At 29.8% G+C, this 17,586-nt stretch carries 15 protein-coding genes; 6 read left to right on the forward strand and 9 right to left on the reverse strand.

Annotated features, from left to right (window positions below):
- Positions 1-195 precede the first annotated feature (195 nt).
- Genes HMPREF0202_RS03355 through HMPREF0202_RS03375 form a run of 5 tightly spaced genes read left to right on the forward strand, consistent with a single transcriptional unit; the run spans position 196 to position 4,949 of the window.
- Positions 196-522 (forward strand): PTS sugar transporter subunit IIB, encoded by a 327-nt coding sequence (locus tag HMPREF0202_RS03355; protein ID WP_023051974.1) that lies wholly within the window; start codon positions 196-198, stop codon positions 520-522.
- A 16-nt stretch (positions 523-538) separates the two neighbouring features.
- On the forward strand, positions 539-1,870 hold the full coding sequence (locus HMPREF0202_RS03360; RefSeq protein ID WP_023051975.1) for a PTS sugar transporter subunit IIC: 1,332 nt from the start codon (positions 539-541) through the stop codon (positions 1,868-1,870).
- A gap of 18 nt (positions 1,871-1,888) precedes the next feature.
- Positions 1,889-3,238, forward strand: coding sequence for a 6-phospho-beta-glucosidase (locus HMPREF0202_RS03365; RefSeq protein ID WP_023051976.1), 1,350 nt, complete (start codon positions 1,889-1,891; stop codon positions 3,236-3,238).
- Positions 3,239-3,251: 13 nt separating this feature from the next.
- Complete coding sequence (locus HMPREF0202_RS03370; protein WP_040406245.1) at positions 3,252-4,682, forward strand: 6-phospho-beta-glucosidase; 1,431 nt, start codon at positions 3,252-3,254, stop codon at positions 4,680-4,682.
- Positions 4,683-4,949 (forward strand): SemiSWEET transporter, encoded by a 267-nt coding sequence (locus tag HMPREF0202_RS03375; RefSeq protein WP_023051978.1) that lies wholly within the window; start codon positions 4,683-4,685, stop codon positions 4,947-4,949.
- 13 nt (positions 4,950-4,962) lie between these two features.
- On the opposite strand, the gene HMPREF0202_RS03380 is transcribed toward HMPREF0202_RS03375, so the two are convergent.
- The 8 genes from HMPREF0202_RS03380 to HMPREF0202_RS03415 all read right to left on the reverse strand — a co-directional run bounded on the left by HMPREF0202_RS03380 (position 4,963) and on the right by HMPREF0202_RS03415 (position 15,489).
- Positions 4,963-5,358 (reverse strand): (deoxy)nucleoside triphosphate pyrophosphohydrolase, encoded by a 396-nt coding sequence (locus HMPREF0202_RS03380; protein ID WP_023051979.1) that lies wholly within the window; start codon positions 5,356-5,358, stop codon positions 4,963-4,965.
- On the reverse strand, positions 5,342-8,224 hold the full coding sequence (locus tag HMPREF0202_RS03385) for a DEAD/DEAH box helicase (RefSeq protein WP_023051980.1): 2,883 nt from the start codon (positions 8,222-8,224) through the stop codon (positions 5,342-5,344). Before HMPREF0202_RS03385 ends, HMPREF0202_RS03380 begins: the two co-directional genes overlap by 17 nt.
- 119 nt (positions 8,225-8,343) lie before the next feature.
- Entirely contained in the window at positions 8,344-9,747 is a 1,404-nt protein-coding gene (uxaC, locus tag HMPREF0202_RS03390) for a glucuronate isomerase (RefSeq protein ID WP_040406246.1), read from the reverse strand.
- A 23-nt stretch (positions 9,748-9,770) separates the two neighbouring features.
- A complete protein-coding gene (locus HMPREF0202_RS03395; RefSeq protein ID WP_023051982.1) occupies positions 9,771-11,078 on the reverse strand; it encodes a TRAP transporter large permease in 1,308 nt (435 codons plus the stop codon).
- On the reverse strand, positions 11,078-11,557 hold the full coding sequence (locus HMPREF0202_RS03400) for a TRAP transporter small permease (protein WP_023051983.1): 480 nt from the start codon (positions 11,555-11,557) through the stop codon (positions 11,078-11,080). Before HMPREF0202_RS03400 ends, HMPREF0202_RS03395 begins: the two co-directional genes overlap by 1 nt.
- 11 nt (positions 11,558-11,568) lie before the next feature.
- Entirely contained in the window at positions 11,569-12,546 is a 978-nt protein-coding gene (locus HMPREF0202_RS03405; RefSeq protein WP_040406250.1) for a TRAP transporter substrate-binding protein, read from the reverse strand.
- 16 nt (positions 12,547-12,562) lie between these two features.
- Positions 12,563-14,053 carry a UxaA family hydrolase gene (locus HMPREF0202_RS03410; RefSeq protein WP_023051985.1) on the reverse strand — a complete coding sequence of 497 codons (1,491 nt, stop codon included), beginning with the start codon at positions 14,051-14,053 and terminating at the stop codon, positions 12,563-12,565.
- Positions 14,053-15,489 carry a tagaturonate reductase gene (locus HMPREF0202_RS03415; protein WP_023051986.1) on the reverse strand — a complete coding sequence of 479 codons (1,437 nt, stop codon included), beginning with the start codon at positions 15,487-15,489 and terminating at the stop codon, positions 14,053-14,055. The genes HMPREF0202_RS03410 and HMPREF0202_RS03415 overlap by 1 nt, the downstream gene beginning before the upstream one ends.
- 196 nt (positions 15,490-15,685) lie before the next feature.
- On the opposite strand from HMPREF0202_RS03415, the gene HMPREF0202_RS03420 reads away from it, so the two are divergent.
- Positions 15,686-16,330: a GntR family transcriptional regulator gene (locus tag HMPREF0202_RS03420; RefSeq protein WP_023051987.1), complete on the forward strand. Its 645-nt coding sequence runs from the start codon at positions 15,686-15,688 to the stop codon at positions 16,328-16,330.
- A 38-nt stretch (positions 16,331-16,368) separates the two neighbouring features.
- On the opposite strand, the gene HMPREF0202_RS03425 is transcribed toward HMPREF0202_RS03420, so the two are convergent.
- Positions 16,369-17,586, reverse strand: coding sequence for an AarF/UbiB family protein (locus HMPREF0202_RS03425; protein WP_023051988.1), 1,218 nt, complete (start codon positions 17,584-17,586; stop codon positions 16,369-16,371).

Here is a 17,586-nt window from a genome sequence, read left to right on the forward strand (position 1 = left end):
TTTTTTTCTAATATTTTTATTAAATCAAACGAAAATAATATTTTTTTTTTGAAATCATATAATTATTATAAATTAAAGCAGACGAAAATAATAGCTTTTTTTTAGAAAATTGACTTATTTTGTTAAAAAATGGTATCTTAGAACTAAGAACAGAACAAAATTTGAAAAATAAAAATATATTCGGAGGTTATTATTATGATTAAAATTTTATTAGCATGTAATGCAGGTATGTCAACAAGTCTATTAGTTAACAAAATGAAAAAAGTTGCAGCAGAACATAAATTAGAAGCAGATATAAAAGCAGTTCCTGAAATACAAGCCCCTAGCCACTTTAATGATATAAACATATTATTATTAGGACCACAAATTAAATTTTTAGAAAATAAAATGATTGAACTTGCTGATGGAAGATTTCCAGTTGTTACTATAAATACACAAAAATATGGAATGATGGATGGTTTAGGAGTTTTAAAAGATGCAATCTTAGCAATAAAAGAGTTTAAAAAAGCAAACGCACAATAAATTTAGGAGGTTATATATGAAAATATTTAATGGTTTCAATATATTTTTAAATAAACATTTTATACCTACAGCTAATAAAATAGCTGCTCAACGACATGTTGTTGCTATTAAAGATGGAGTAGTTGCTACTATGCCTCTTACTATAGTAGGATCACTTTTCCTGATTTTAAGTTTCTTGCCTCTTCCTGGATATTCAAGTTTTATAGCTAGTAGTGGAATTGGAAGATACTTCTCATTTATATCTGATGCTTGTTTTGGTATTGTTGGAATGGTCGCGTGTTTAGCTGTTGCTTATAGATTAACTGTTGGTTACGGAATGCATGAATTAGCCTTATCAAATGCAATTATTGCTGTTTCAAGTTTCTTCGTTACTATGATTCCTTCAGCAGTAAATGGAAATATAAGTATGGGATATTTAGGAGCTAAAAGCCTGTTTACAGGGGTTATTATAGCTATTGTTACTGTTGAATTTGTTAATAAGGTTTTAAAAAGAGGACTGGTTATAACTCTTCCTGAAAGTGTACCTCCTGCTATATCAAAAACTTTTATGTCATTAATTCCTGGTGTTATTGTAATTAGTTTCTGGGGAATAGTTACAGCAATTTTAGCAAATACAAGTTTTGCTAACTTCCACGATGCTGTAAATGTAATTGTTGGTACACCTTTAAGATTTGCTAGTACATCATTAGTTGGACAACTTACAGCTGTTCTTTTAACAACTATTCTTTGGTGTGCAGGGATACATGGAGCTACAATTGTAAGCGGAATTATGGACCCTATCTGGCTTGAAAACACTCTTCACAATGCGTCTTTGGCTGCTCAAGGAATTGAAAATATCTACTCTAATGGTTATATTATTTCAAGTGCTGCTTTTACAGATATGACAATTAAAATTGGTGGAAGTGGATCTACAATTGGATTTGTTCTATTAATGCTTTTTAGAGCTCGTTCTAAACAATTAAAAGAGGTTGGAAAGTTATCTATAACACCATCACTATTTAACATTAATGAACCTGTTATTTTTGGAACTCCTATAGTTATGAATCCATTACTTATAGTTCCATTTATATTAAATCCTGTTATTATAACGATTATTAGTTGGTTTTTAATGAAGTGGGATTTAGTTAAAATACCATTTGTTATGGTTCCTTGGACTACACCACCTATTATTGCTGGTTTTTTATCATCTGGTTTCTCAATTTCTGTAGTTTTACTTAATATTTTTAGTATTATTTTATCTATAGTTATTTTCTATCCTTTCTTTAAAATTTATGATGCACAATTAGCTGCTGATGAAAGTGATGTAAAAAAAGAGGATAGTTTAGAGTCATTATTAGAAGAGATATAATTTTAAGGAGGATAAATTATGAAAAACCCTGTTAAAATAGTTACAATTGGTGGTGGGTCATCTTATACACCTGAGATAGTTGAAGGATTTATCAAAAGATACAACGAGCTACCTATTAAAGAACTTTGGTTAGTTGATATTGAAGATGGAAAAGATAAACTAGAAATAGTTGGAAGCTTAGCTAAAAGAATGGTTAAAGAAGCTGGTTTAGAAGATAAAATGAAAATTTATTTAACTTTAGATAGAAGAGAAGCTCTTAAAGATGCTGATTTTGTAACCACTCAATTTAGAGTTGGTCTATTAGCTGCTAGAATAAGAGATGAAAGAATTCCTTTAAGATATGGAATGATTGGACAAGAAACAAATGGTGCTGGTGGTTTTGCAAAAGCTCTTAGAACTATACCTGTTATTTTAGACATTTGCAAAGATATGACTGAACTTTGTCCCAATGCTTGGCTTGTAAACTTTACTAATCCAAGTGGTATGGTTACTGAATCAGTTTTAAAATACTATCCTAATATTAAAGTTGCTGGTCTTTGTAATGTTCCTATAGGTGTTAGAAAATCTGTTACAGATGCTTTACAAGTTCCTGATGAAGAGATTGAACTTATTTGTGGTGGATTAAATCACTTTTTCTGGGGTAGACAAGTCCTTCACAATGGTGTCGATAGAACTGAGGAAGCTCTTTCTAAAATTTTAACAGATATTGAAAATCTTCCAGCAAATTTAAGACATGGAAAACCTTGGATAAGAGAACAAATCATGGATTTAAATATGATACCTTGTGCATATCATAAATACTATTATTTAACTGATGAGATGTTAGCTGATCAATTAGAAGAAATTAGAACTGGAAAAGGAACTCGTGGAGAGCAAGTTAAAAAAGTAGAAAATGAGTTATTTGAACTTTATAAAGATCCAGATTTAAAAGTAAAACCAAAGCAACTTGAACAAAGAGGTGGTCAGTATTATTCCGATGCTGCTTGTGAACTTATAAATTCAATCTATAATGATAAAGGAACTACTATTGTTGTTTCAACAAAAAATGAGAATGGTCTTATTGATTGTTTACCTGAAGGGTGTGCTGTTGAAGTGTCAGCTAAGGTATATAAAGACGGTGTTAAACCATATCCACAAAAACCTATGCCTATTGAAGCTAGGGGTATCTTACAACTTATGAAAAACTTTGAACAACTTACAATTGAAGCTGCTGTTACTGGAAATTATGGAAAGGCATTACAAGCTTTAACTGTAAATCCCCTAGTTACAAGTGGAGCTGTTGCTAAAACTATATTAGATGAGATTATTAGAGAAAACTGGGATTATTTACCACAATTTCATAACTCAATTGAAAGATATAAATATTAATTGGAGGGAAAAAATGAAAAATACTTTACCTAAAGATTTTTTATGGGGAGGAGCTATTGCTGCTAATCAATGTGAGGGAGCATATCTAGAAAATGGAAAAGGTTTATCTCCTGTTGATATCTTACCTGGGGGACCAAAATTAAGAAATGAAGCTTTAGAGGATGTAAAAAAAGCTATGAATACAGATTATGGATACTATCCATCACATATTTCTATAGATTTTTTTCATAAATTTAAAGAGGATATAAAGCTTTTTAAAGAGATGGGATTTAAGTGTCTAAGAACCTCTATTTGTTGGGCTAGAATTTTCCCAAATGGTGATAATTTAGAACCTAATGAAGAAGGTCTAAAATTCTATGATGCTTTAATTGATGAACTTATAAAAAATAATATAGAACCTGTTATAACTATAAATCATTTTGATACTCCTTTAGAACTTACTAAAAAATATGGCGGTTGGAAAGATAAACGATTAATTGATTTTTACGCTAGATATTGCGAAGTTCTTTTTAAAAGATATAAAGGTAAAGTTAAGTATTGGATGACTTTTAATGAAATTAATATTATTTTGCACATTCCATCTTTTGGTGGTGGCCTTGTTTTTGAAGAGGGGGAAAATAAAAAGCAAGTTATGTATCAAAGTGCTCATCATCAGCTTGTTGCAAGTGCTTTAGCTACAAAGATTGGTCATGAAATTGATTCTGAAAATATGATTGGATGTATGCTAGCTGCAGGAACTGTTTATCCTAATACTTGTAACCCAAATGATATTTTAGCTGCACAAGCTGCCAATAGAGAAAATTATTTCTTTATAGATGTACAATCTAAAGGTGAATATCCATCTTACTCAAAAAGAATGCTTGAGGAACTTGGAGTTACCCTTGAAATCAGTGAAGATGAGAAAAAAATATTAAAAGAACATACTGTTGATTATATTGGATTTAGTTATTACTCTAGTAGACTTAGAAGTGCTGACCCTGAAGTTATGAAAAATATCAAAGATGGAAATGCTTTTGCCTCTTTAACAAATCCATACTTAAAAGAATCTGAATGGGGATGGACTATTGACCCTACAGGTCTTAGAATAACTATGAATGAATTATATGATAGATACAATAAGCCACTTTTTATAGTTGAAAATGGTCTTGGTGCCATTGATAAAATTGAAACTGATGGATCTATAAATGATGACTATCGTATTGATTATTTAAGACAACATATTGAACAAATGAAAGAGGGAGTTAAAGATGGCGTTAATCTTTTAGGATATACACCTTGGGGATGTATTGACTTAGTTAGTGCTGGAACTGGGCAAATGAGTAAGCGATATGGGTTTATCTATGTTGATAAAGATGATGATGGGAATGGAACTTTAAAAAGATCTAAAAAGAAATCATTTAACTGGTATAAAAATGTTATCTCTTCAAATGGAGATGAACTGTAAATGAGAATTATAGGTATAATAGCGGCTACACTAACTACTATTGCCTTCTTTCCTCAAGTTATACAGGTTATAAAAAGTAAAGATACAAAAAGTATATCACTAACTATGTATATCTTATTTGTAACTGGAGTTTTACTTTGGGTTTTATATGGTTTTTATTTAAATGATTTACCTATTATAATTGCTAACTCCATTGTTGCTGTAGCTTCAACTATTATTCTTTGTTACAAAATCAGAGAGATTCGAAGTAATTTAAAAAAGAGCTAATTAGCTCTTTTTTTTATAATTTCACTAACTTTTCTACAGTTGGAATGTCTGTTGGAACCCAATCTAAAGTCATTAACGACTCTTTTTCCATCCACTTAAACTCTTGATGCTCTATTAATTTAAACTCTGAGAAATCTAAAACTGTACAATTATAAGTAGATAATTTTATAACAAACTCTTCATACTCTTTTTGAACTTCATCAAAAAGTTTATCCGCTCTTATATCTATATTTAACTCCTCTTTGATTTCTCTTTCTAAAGCTCTTTTAGGTTCCTCTCCCTCTTCAATCTTACCACCTGGGAACTCCCACATCCCTGGGAAAGTTTTATCTTTTGGCCTCATAGCGCAAAATATATCACCATTTGGATTTTCTAAAATAGCTCCTACTACCTCAATAATTTTTTTCATTAATTTCTCCTACTTCTGCTACTTGTAGCGTTTTTTCTACTCTTTCAGTAAGTTCAATATATATAGCTTTAGAAAGTGGATTCTCTAATTTTAAAGTTGTTGTTATAGGTTTACTTCCCTTATAAGCTATACAATCCCCTTTTCCTATATAAATATATGGCTGAACTACACTATCACTCTCTTTACATTTTCTCACAAAAATATGAATTTTTATATCTTTCTCTTTATTTTTAACTATTCTCTCTCCTATTTCACTATCTACTCTAGTGGCATTGGGAGTTTCCCATTGAAAATGATATCTATCTAATATTTTATCTTTATACTTTATGCTCTCTTTTATATTCTCATCTTTATGTAAATCTATAAACACAAAATAATCCTTATCTTTTTTTAAAAGTCCACTTCCTCTAAAAGCACTATGTTTTTTATCATAATTACATAATAGTGCAACATCTTTCATAAAATAGTTTTCATATAACTTTAAAAATGGAAAACCATAATCCTCTGTTCCAAAACTTTCTTTATATTTTAAAAGTCCATAATCTAAAACTTCTAAAATATAATCTTTTATATCTTTATTTTTTAAAACTTCATTTAACAATTCTGTTTTCTCTATAGTTTCACCAGAAACTTTAAAAAGCTTTCCACATCTTTTCAAATCTTGTGAATCATAATAATCTCCATTTAAATATCCCATAGCATGATCTACGGTATCAAGAGTATGCTTAATATCAGATATCTCAATATATTTTCCTACTACTCCTAAAATATTACTTTTTGATAATCCTTGATTCTTTGCTATTAACTCACGAATTATTGCAAACTCATACACTCTTTTTATAGGCAAAAATCTTTCTATCTCACGAATAACTACTCTCTCTTTTTCGTTTAATGAAAACAGATTATCCTTTACTTTAGCTAAAAAATCTAAATATGATTTTTGAAGTCTTACGTATTTATAAAAATTAGGAGCATCCTCATACTCAATAAAATCTAATGGTCTTGGAACTCTTCCCTTTAAGTAATCTTTAAACTCATCATACTCAGCTTTTAAATACTTTAAACTATTAAAGTTTTCATTGTCTAGTTGTTTCAATATCTCTTGTTTACAAATCTCTTCCATCTTTACATGAATAGTTTTAGATAAGTTATCAAAATCCCTTTTTACAGCTATTTTTATACTCTCTTTATCATAACCTTTTCTTCCCATCAGTGCCAATGCAATTAAAAAAGCTCTAGAATGGTTTCCTATAAAATCTATAACTGTTAAAAACTCCTTGTTTTCATAATGTCTTAGCCCTCTTCCCAACTGCTGTGTAAATATAATTGGTGAAGCTGTTGGTCTTAGCATTAAAATACTATTTATACACGGAATATCTATTCCTTCATTAAAAATATTAACTGTAAATATAACTTCCAAATCCTCTGTCTCTTTGAATTTTTTTATTATATCCTCTCTCAAATCTTTTCCATGATTTCCTGTTATAGTTGCTGCTTTTATCCCTTTTTTTAGAAACTCTTTAGTCATATATTCGCAGTGTTCAACAGAAACACAGAATCCTAGAGTTTTTCTTCTCTCTCCACTATATCCATAAAAATTCATCTTCTTTATAATAAAGTCCACTCTTTTTTCCAAATTTAATGCTTTAGTCACTGCTGGAATATCGTTTAAATCTATTCCTTCTAAGTTTACATCTGATATATCCTTGACTCCATAATAATGAAATGGTGTTACAAGCTTTCTATCTAGAGCTTCTTGTAAACGAATCTCCACAGGGACATTCATATGAAAAATTTCATATATATTTCCACCGTCACATCTTTCAGGTGTAGCTGTTAATCCTAATAAAAACTTAGGTTTAAAATAATTTATAACCTTCTCATAACTTTTAGCAGTTGTATGATGAGCTTCATCAACTATTATATAATCAAACTCATCCTCACTAAACTCTTGGTATCTATTATTTAAACTTTGTATAGTAGCAAAAATATAATCTCTATCTATATTTTTTTTATTTCCTGTAAAAAATCCCATAGTTTTTTCAGGTAAAATATTTTTAAAAGTTTCCATAGCAGATTTTAAGATCTCTTCATTGTGAACTATAAAAAGCAACTTATTAGCTTTAAATGCCTTTACATCAAAAGCACCTAAGTATGTTTTCCCTGTTCCTGTAGCTGCAATACAAAGAGCTCTTGTCTCTCCATACATTCTAGTTGTTTCTAAGTTTTTTAAAGCTATCTCTTGCATATAATTTGGTTTTATATCTGATTCTTTATAAATTCCAAAATCATGGTCCTCTGCTGCTAAAAAATATTCATCTCTAACTTTTTTTCTTACAACTATCTCCTCTTTTTTTACATATGAAACTATATATGGATTTACATTTTCAACACCCTTTTCCCAAAGGTAATTAAATTCATTTAAAACCCCTTTTATAAAGTCACTATTTTTTTCTGTAGTAACTGCTGTGTTCCATTCAATATTACTTTTAAGTCCACTTTTAGTAAGATTAGACGACCCAATTATAGCTTTATAACAGTTTTCATACTCAAATATATACCCCTTAGTATGAAACCCTTCCATCTTGTCACTATCAAAAAATTTAACCTCTATATTTTTAAATCTTTTTAAAAACTCTATAGATTTTAGTTCTGTAAAATGAAGATAGTTTGTTGTTAAAATTTTACCTTTTATATTATGTTTTTCACTTTTTTTCAAAATATCTAAAATTATTTGTACTCCTGCAAAGTTAATAAACGCCACAGAGAAATAGAAACTTTTAGCTTTTTTAAATCCATTTTCTATATATCTATATAAATTTCCATTATTTTCTAAGTTAGTATTACTTATAAATTCATATTTCATATATCCCCCATTAAAACTTATATTTTAACTTTATACTATAAAGTATACCATATTTCTAATGTAAGATTAATTGAGATTACAAAAATGGAGAAACTAAAACTAGTTTCTCCATTTTTTATCTATTCTTTAACTATATAGTTCTCAATATTGTTATAACATATATTTTGAACCATTTTCCCCAATTTATCTACATCATTTGGAATCTCTCCATTTTCTACCCACTCCCCAAGTAGGTTACAAAGTATTCTTCTGAAATACTCATGTCTTGTGTAAGATAGGAAACTTCTTGAATCTGTTAGCATTCCAACAAATCTTGAAAGTAATCCTAAATTAGCTAAAGCTGTCATCTGCTTTATCATTCCATCCTTTTGATCTAGGAACCACCATCCAGATCCTAATTGAATCTTTCCTGGAATTCCCCCTCCTTGGAAACATCCTATTAATGTTCCTAAAGTCTCATTTTCTCTAGGATTTAAATTATATAGTATTGTTTTTGGTAACTCATTTGTATCATCTAAAGCATCTAAAAATTTTGATAGTGAATGTACAAAAATATCATCTGCAATACAGTCGAATCCAGTGTCTGGACCTAACTTTTTAAACATTCTAGTTGAGTTATTTCTAATAGTTCCCATATGAAGTTGCATTACCCAACCTCTTTTATTATACTCTCTTCCTAAGAACATCATAATGTTTGTTTTAAACATCTTAGCCTCTTCTGAAGTTAAAGTCCCACCTTGAACTCTTTTATTGAATATATCATCCACTTCATCCTCTTCTCCCATTACAAAAACAACAGGGTCTAAAGCGTGATCTGATATTCTACATCCAACTTCATGGAAAAAGTCTATTCTCTCTCCTAAAGCTAATTTAAACTCAGCTAATGAATCAATCTCTTTTCCATGTAACCCTTCTAATTTTTCTAACCAAGGTAAGAAGTCATCTTTCTCTATATTGAACCCTTTATCTGGTCTAAATGCTGGGTTTACAACAACTTCAAAGTCATTCTCCTTTTTTAAAGCTATATGGTACTCTAATGAATCTAATGGATCATCCGTTGTACAAAGTGCTTTTACATTAGCTTTTTTTATTAACTCTCTAGCTGTAAACTCATCTTTTTGTAACATCTCATTTGTCTTTTCCCAAATCTCTTCAGCTGTTTCTTTAGAAAGAATTGTATCTATTCCAAAGAATTTTTTTAACTCTAAGTGAGTCCAGTGAAACAGTGGATTTCCGTAACACTCATCCATTGTTTCAGCCCATTTCATAAACTTCTCTTTATCCTCTTTATCTCCAGTAATATAGTCCTCAGAAACTCCATTACTTCTCATTGCTCTCCATTTGTAGTGATCTCCACCTAACCAAATCTCAGTTATAGATCTATATTTTTTATTCTCATATATCTCTTTTGGATTTAAATGACAGTGGTAATCATAAATTGGCATATCTTTTGCATACTCATGATACAGTGTCTTTGCTATATCACTATTTAATAGAAAATCTTCACACATAAACTTTTTCATCTTTAACTCCTCCATTTTTAGTTTTATATTAATCCAAATACTTTAGGTAGGAATAAGCTTATTGCTGGTATATAAGTTACTAGCAGAAGTCCTATTAACATTACAATAAAGTATGGTAAAATCGTTTTTATTATCTCCTCTATTTTCAAATCTGCAATGGCACAACCTAAGAATAGTGCATTTCCAACAGGTGGTGTACAAAGCCCTATACAAAGGTTGTAAACCATTAAGATTCCAAAATGTACTGGATGCATTCCTAAAGATGTTACCACAGGTAGGAATATTGGTGTGAATATAAGCACAGCTGGTGTCATATCCATAAATGTTCCAACAACTAATAGTAACATATTTATGATGAGTAAAATAACATATTTATTATCTGAAATTCCAAGCAGTAGATTTGTTATATACTGAGGAATTTGAGAGTACGCCAAAGCCCAAGACATAATGCTTGAAGCTGCCATTAAAAACATGATGATTCCTGTCATCTTAATTGTTTCATCTAAAATCTTTTTTATAACTTTTGCATTTAAGTTTTTGTAGATTAAAGATAAAACTAGTGTGTATATTACCGCAATTCCTGATCCTTCAGTAGCTGTAAATACACCTTTTATGATTCCCCCAATAACAACTATAATTAAAAGTAAACTTGGTAGTGCATCTAAAGTTGTTTTTATAACCAAAGACATCTCTGGTTTTGGTTCTACAGGGTAGTTATTCTTTTTAGCAAATATATATGCTAAAATCATAATCCCTAATCCCATAACTATTCCTGGTAAATATCCAGCTATAAATAGAGCTCCAATAGAAGTTCCACCACTAACTAATGCAAATACTATAAGTACATTACTAGGTGGAATAAGTAGTCCTGTTGGACAAGATGTTATGTTTACTGCTGCACAGTATTTTGGATCATATCCCTCTTTTTTCTGTAGCGGGTATATTGTTCCTCCAATAGCTGCTTCTGCTGCAACTGCTGAACCAGATATAGCTCCGAATAACATATTTCCTAAAATATTTACCTGAGCTAACGATCCTGGCAATCTTCCCCCGATTAGTTTAGCAAAGTTAACTAATTTTATTGCTATACCACCATTATTCATTATATTTCCTGAAAGTATGAAAAATGGTATTGCCAATAACGCAAAGTTATCTAGTCCAGTTATCATCTTTTGAGCTGATGCTATTATTGTCATATCAAGTGGTAGTGATAAAAGTATTGCTATAAATGATGCTAACCCTATTCCTACTGATACTTGAAGTCCTAAAATTAAAAATACAAAGAAACTTGCAAATAGTGCAATTGCTACTATTCCTATATTAACTCCCACTATCTATCACTCCCTTTTACTGCTAATTCATCTCCTATATAAGTTATGAAATAGAATACATTTATAACTCCAGTTATTGGAAGTATTGAATATACAACTCCCATAGGAACATATAATACTGGTGATAGTTGCTTCATTGTATTTAAAGTTAGTAGCGTTCCACCCCAAACCATAACAAATCCCATAAAAATGATGCTTAATATTGGAAGTATTATCTTTATAATTTTTACTGTATCTACTTTTAAAAAAGTATGTAGATAATCCATTGAAAGGTGAGCTTTAGAACCAAAAGCATAAGTAGTTCCAAGCATTCCTATCCACATTAATAAAAATCTAGCAAGTTCATCTGTAAAAATACTTGGCGAATTAAATACATATCTCGATGTTACCTGCCAAGCTACAGTTGCTACCATAACTGTTAATAGTAGCGCACTTACTATAAATATAACTCTATTTATATACCCTCTTAATCTATCCATTTTTTCTCCTACTATTCAAAATTTCTTATTCTTTCAATATAATCTTTAATTAATGAGTCTTTTGTAACTTCATCATAAAGAGGTTGAACTTTCTCTACGAACTCTGTTTTGTCCACTTGGAAAAACTCTACGCCCTTATCTTTTAAAGAATCCATTAACTTATCCTCTGTTTCAGACCATATCTCATTTTGATAGTCAAAAGAGTTTAACGCTGCTGTCTTTATTATAGCTTTCTCATCATTTGATAATTTGTTCCAAGTTTTTGTATTCATAACCAATACATCTGGCGATATTGAGTGCTCATCAAATGTAAAATATGGTGCTGCTTCATAGTGTTTTGACTCAGCATAAGAGATTAAGTTATTCTCTGCTCCATCAACTACACCTTGTTGTAGTGCTGTATAAATCTCTCCAAAACTTAACGGTGTTGGACTTCCTCCTAAAAGGTTAGTCATTCTTACCATAGTTTTACTTGTTTGTACTCTAATTTTCATTCCCTTTAAATCATTTGTATTTCTAACAGGTTTCTTTGTATAGAAGTTTCTTGTTCCTGAATTATAAAATGTTAATCCTATAAATCCTCTATCCTCTGTTGCTGCTAGAATCTCCTCACCTATTGGTGATTTTAATACTCTTAAGTTGTGATCCATATCTTTAAATAAGTATGGTAGTGGTAAAACTGAATACTCCTTTGCAAAACTCTCTAATGGTCCTGCATTAGTTTTTATAATATCAATAGCTCCTGCTTGCATTAGCTCAGTGATCTCTCTTTCTCCACCTAGCTGTCCATTTGGAAATATTAAAACCTCAATCTTTCCATCTGTTTTTTCATTTACTTCCTCTGCAAATTTAACCATTGCTAAATGCACTGGATGACTCTCTGTCAAAGCATGTGCTAACTTTATTTTCTTTGTTGATGTTTCCTCACCCTTACCACATCCTGTTAAAAACACTAGGATTAGAGTTAGAAAACCGATAATTCTTTTCATTGATGCCCCCTGTTGATTATAACGTAACTCCAGATTTAAAGATTGCAATCTCTTGGAATCTATTTAGTTCGTTGTTTACTTTTTTTCCATTTATTACTTCAATTATATACTCTATAAACTCCTCTAGTAGTTCATCCATTGTGATATCTTCTGATACTAATCTTCCTGCATCAAAATCTATCCATCTTCTTTTCTTATTGTATAATTCACTATTTGTAGAGATTTTTACAGTTGGAACATATCCTCCATATGGATTTCCTCTTCCAGTTGTAAATAAAACCATATGACACTTTGCTGCTGCAAGAGCTGTAGTAGCAACTGAATCATTTCCAGGAGCACTTAAAAGATTTAAACCTTTCTCTTTTAAAACCTCTCCATACTTTAATACATCTATAACTTGTGAAACTCCAGACTTTTGAGTACATCCTAAAGATTTATCCTCTAAAGTTGTGATTCCACCAGCTTTGTTTCCTGGAGATGGATTTTCATATATCTCTTGGTCATTTTTTATAAAATACTCCTTGAAATCATTTATCAGTGATACACACTTTTTAAAGATCTCTTCATTTTTACATCTTTTCATAAGAAGAGTCTCTGCTCCAAACATCTCTGGAACCTCAGTTAAAACTGTTGTTCCACCTTGAGCAACAATATAATCTGAAAACTCTCCTAACATTGGATTTGCAGTTATTCCAGAAAGTCCATCTGATCCACCACACTCTAATCCAAAGTTTATCTCACTTAAACTAGCACGTTCTCTTTTATCTTGAAGCATCTCTTCATATAACTTTAAAAGTATATTTTTTCCAGCTTCAACTTCATCTTCAACATCTTGAGTTACTAAAAACTTAACTCTATCTTTGTCGTACTCTCCTAAAGTTTTTTCAAATTCACCAATTTGGTTATTTTCACACCCTAGTCCTAAAACAAGTACTCCTCCAGCATTTGGATGTTTAACTGTATTTTGTAGTATCACTCTTGTATTTACATGGTCCTCTCCAAGTTGTGAGCATCCATAGTTATGAGTTAAAACATTGATATTGTCTATTTGAATATCTCCAATCTCATTTAAAAACTCATCTTTTATCAGTTGAGCAATTCCATTTACACATCCAACTGTTGGAACAATCCATAACTCATTTCTTATTCCTACATCTCCATTTTTTCTTTTATAAACTTCTACACTTCTTTTTTCTAAGTCTAGAACTCTATCTTGAAACTCTGGTGTGTAAGCATAGTTATTAAGTTCTTTTAAATTTGTCTTTGTGTTATGAGTATGTATCCATTCACCCTTTTTTATCTGTGTCGTTGCATGACCAATAGGCATTCCATATTTTATTACATCCTCATCTTTTTCGATGTTTCCAAGGGCAATTTTATGCCCTTTAGAAACGTCCTCTAACAATGTTAAACTATCTCCATCTAAAGTTATAGTTTCATCTTTTTTATAATTTTTTAAAGCGATAACTACGTTATCCCTTGTGTTTATCTTTATAAACTCTTTCATTACTTAACCTCTTCTAAAGCTTTTTTCACTCCATTTTTATCTATATTTTCTAAATATTTTGCTACTAACTCAGTCATTCCCTCCACTGAATTTAAATCCATATCCCAGTGATTTTCTAATCCTAACACAGATTTTGCTATGTTTTCATAGTTGTTCTCTTTCCATAAATCTGCATACATATCTAAATGGTGTTTGTCATCTCTTAACTGAATAGCATCTCCATTTTCTCTAACACCTTTATAGAATCTTATTAAAGCTGCTAAAGAGAATAGAAGTTTCTTAGGCAGTTTTCCTGTTCTTTTGTATGTCTCTAAAACTTGTGGAAGTATTCTAGATTTATACTTAGCCATTGAGTTTAATGAGATATCCATTAGCATATGTTTTACATATGGGTTTTTAAATCTATTAACTACAGCATCTTTAAACTCTTTTAACTCCTTCTCATCCATATCTAAAGCTGGAATAATCTCCTCATCTATTGCTAATTCAATAAAGTTTCTAATATCATCATTTTCCATAGCTTCTCTAACTGTATCTATTCCATATAGGTATGAAACTGGAACCATAGCTGTATGTGCTCCGTTTAATATTCCTACTTTTCTCATTTTATATGGTTTTAAATCTTCAACTATTAATATATTTAGATTTAATCCCTCTAACTTTAACTCTTTTGTTAATATATCTTTTGGCCCTTGAATTACAAATAAATAGAAGTACTCTCCAGTTGTTATAAAGTTATCCTCATAACCCAACTCTTTTGTTAACTCCTCTTTCTCTCCTCTTGGATACCCTGTTACAATTCTATCAACTAATGTTGAACACCAGATATTTCCATTTATTAACCAGTTTTTAAAGTCCTCTCCTAAGTTCCAAAGATCAGCATATTTTAAAACCATCTTTCTTAACTCTTCACCATTATAATCAATCAGTTCACATGGCATTAAAATAAATCCTTTAGTCATATCTCCATTGAAAGTTACAAATCTTTCATGCATCAATCTTGTTAACTTTCCTGGGAATGTACTTTGAGGAGCATCCTCATACTTATCCTCCGCACTAAAAGCTATTCCAGCTTCAGTTGTATTAGATACAATAAATCTCATCTCTGGGTTATGAGCTAGTTGTAAATACTCTTGGAAGTTTTTATAAATAGGTATCTCTCTATTTATAGATGAGATTATAGTATAATCTTTAACAACCTCTCCACTTTCATTTATTCCTCTAATTATTGCTGTGTATAATCCATCTTGAGTATCTAATAGTGGTACTGCATCAAAATCAATTGGTCTTACTACCGCTACTCCAGCGTTTAAGTCTGTATTTTTATTTATTATGTCTAATTGCCAATCAAAGAAACATCTTAAAAAGTTTCCCTCTCCAAATTGAATTACTTTCTCTCCATATTTTGGTAAATTTAACTCTTCTCTAGTTAACATTTTTTTCTCCTTATTCTGTGATATATCAGTATTATATTACAAATATATTATATTTAACTGTAAAAAGCAAGTTTTTTTTTATAAATTTAATCATAAAAAAATATAATCGTTCACTAAAAGAACAATTTTTTATTTGATATTGGTTTTTTTTTAAAAATATTATATACTATTAATATAAAAAAATAGGGAGTTATATATGAAAAGTTTAAAAGACAAAGCTTATGATGAGTTAAAGGAGTTAATTATTTCTGGTAAATTAGAAGCAAACGAAAGAATTGATGAAGATTTCTTATCAAAATCACTTAATGTCAGTCGTACTCCTGTTAGAGAAGCTATTAATCGACTTGAACAAGAGGGCTGGATTAATATAGTTCCAAGAAAAGGGATGTTTGTTAATAATATCTCACTTAAAGAGATTAACGATATTTTCCAAGTTAGAAGTAATTTAGAGCCAATTATTCTTGAAATGGCTTTCTATAAAATCAATAGAGAAGATTTAGTAAGTTTAAAAGAGAAATTTTTAGATTTTTCAAATAAAAATTCTTTAACACCTGAAGAGAAAAAGGAGTTAGATACTTTAGACAATGAATTACATCTATTAATTTTAAGAAATTGTAACAATAATTTTATTATTAAAATGATGGAAAATGTTTACGAACATAATATGAGAATCAGAAATATAAGTTCTCAACCACCAATTAGAAGATTTGATGCTATTAAAGAGCATATTAACATCATTGAATCAATTTTAAATGATAATCTTCAAAATGCAATAGAGGAACTAAAAAACCATAATTCAAAAGCTAAAGAGGGATTCTTCCATAGTTTAATTGAACAGTAAAAAAAGAGATTTGATAGCGCAAATCTCTTTTTTATTTTTTATGAAATATCATTTTCTAGTAAAGTTGTAAACTCTTTTATATCATCCATTAAATTTACATCTGGGTTACACTTTAATACCATTCCATCTAAATACATTAAGCTTTTTATTATATGAAACATACCCTCTTCAAACTCCATCCCAGAATTTATAGCTAACTTTATTGTTTCCATCATACGTTTTGTTAAACTAACTTGAGAAACTGTGGAGTTTTTAAAATCTCTATAAAGAACTTTAAACTTTTTTGTAAATTTTAAATAGTTTTCCTCTTTCAATTTTTTTTCTGACATCTCATTTAAATAAAAAGCTGATTTATCATAATCATATCTACTTAAATAATAAAAAAACCAAAATAATCCCACTCTTAATTTTATTTTTACTCTTCCAATAGTTGAGCAATCTATAAGGTTTATCTCCCCATTTTCTCCTAAAATTATGTTTCCTGGATGCAAATCTCCATGAAATACACCTAATTTAAACATATAAAAAGTGTGGTATTTAAAAACTCGAAGAAGATCTGAATACTTTAACTCTTTTTCTTTTAATAAACTGTTAAAACTTCTTCCCTCTATAAATTTTGATACAACTACCTTATCTGTACATAAATTATCTATAAAATTTGAAAAATACAGATTTTCCAAAGGAAATTTCTCTATATTCTCATCTTTTAACTTTTTTAAATATTCAGCACCCTCAACTTCATTTTTAAAATCCAACTCTCGTAGTGTTGATTCCTCAATATTGTTTAAAACTTCTAATGGGTTAAATATTTTTTTCAATTTAGGATAAAAAAATAACAATAGGTTAACTACCTTTTTTGCACTTTCTACATCTTCTAAAAACTCTTTTTTAAAGTTTTCTCTTCGAATCTTTATAGCAACTTTTTCACTTTTATTTCCACTATTTCTTAGAAACCCAAGATGAACTTGCCCTATAGATGCTGATGCAAATGGAAGTTTTTCATAGGATTTCATAGCTGTTAAAATCCACATATCATCTCCTATTATCTCATCTATATCCTGCTTTTGAGCTTCATAGCTATACTCATAAAGTTTTGCTAAATATACGCATGTTGATTCATCTATAAAATCCGCTCTCAATGCATAATACTGTGCAATTTTTACTGCTAAAAGCCCCATTTTTTCTATCTCTTCCAATGGTGGTGGGGAGTTTGTATGAATTTTATATATCAGTTTTATTAATTTGAAATTTTTCAT

The sequence above is a fragment of the Cetobacterium somerae ATCC BAA-474 genome (genome assembly GCF_000479045.1).
Classification (GTDB): Bacteria; Fusobacteriota; Fusobacteriia; order Fusobacteriales; family Fusobacteriaceae; genus Cetobacterium_A; species Cetobacterium_A somerae.

What these genes read in the sequence shown, in the direction of transcription:
- HMPREF0202_RS03375 (WP_023051978.1), top strand. Translation starts at nt 4,683, where the DNA reads ATGAGAATTATAGGTATAATAGCGGCTACACTAACTACTATTGCCTTC.
- HMPREF0202_RS03425 (WP_023051988.1), bottom strand. Translation starts at nt 17,586, where the DNA reads ATGAAAAATTTCAAATTAATAAAACTGATATATAAAATTCATACAAAC.
- HMPREF0202_RS03410 (WP_023051985.1), bottom strand. Translation starts at nt 14,053, where the DNA reads ATGAAAGAGTTTATAAAGATAAACACAAGGGATAACGTAGTTATCGCT.
- uxaC (WP_040406246.1), bottom strand. Translation starts at nt 9,747, where the DNA reads ATGAAAAAGTTTATGTGTGAAGATTTTCTATTAAATAGTGATATAGCA.
- HMPREF0202_RS03420 (WP_023051987.1), top strand. Translation starts at nt 15,686, where the DNA reads ATGAAAAGTTTAAAAGACAAAGCTTATGATGAGTTAAAGGAGTTAATT.
- HMPREF0202_RS03380 (WP_023051979.1), bottom strand. Translation starts at nt 5,358, where the DNA reads ATGAAAAAAATTATTGAGGTAGTAGGAGCTATTTTAGAAAATCCAAAT.
- HMPREF0202_RS03405 (WP_040406250.1), bottom strand. Translation starts at nt 12,546, where the DNA reads ATGAAAAGAATTATCGGTTTTCTAACTCTAATCCTAGTGTTTTTAACA.
- HMPREF0202_RS03415 (WP_023051986.1), bottom strand. Translation starts at nt 15,489, where the DNA reads ATGTTAACTAGAGAAGAGTTAAATTTACCAAAATATGGAGAGAAAGTA.
- HMPREF0202_RS03355 (WP_023051974.1), top strand. Translation starts at nt 196, where the DNA reads ATGATTAAAATTTTATTAGCATGTAATGCAGGTATGTCAACAAGTCTA.
- HMPREF0202_RS03365 (WP_023051976.1), top strand. Translation starts at nt 1,889, where the DNA reads ATGAAAAACCCTGTTAAAATAGTTACAATTGGTGGTGGGTCATCTTAT.
- HMPREF0202_RS03400 (WP_023051983.1), bottom strand. Translation starts at nt 11,557, where the DNA reads ATGGATAGATTAAGAGGGTATATAAATAGAGTTATATTTATAGTAAGT.
- HMPREF0202_RS03370 (WP_040406245.1), top strand. Translation starts at nt 3,252, where the DNA reads ATGAAAAATACTTTACCTAAAGATTTTTTATGGGGAGGAGCTATTGCT.
- HMPREF0202_RS03360 (WP_023051975.1), top strand. Translation starts at nt 539, where the DNA reads ATGAAAATATTTAATGGTTTCAATATATTTTTAAATAAACATTTTATA.
- HMPREF0202_RS03385 (WP_023051980.1), bottom strand. Translation starts at nt 8,224, where the DNA reads ATGAAATATGAATTTATAAGTAATACTAACTTAGAAAATAATGGAAAT.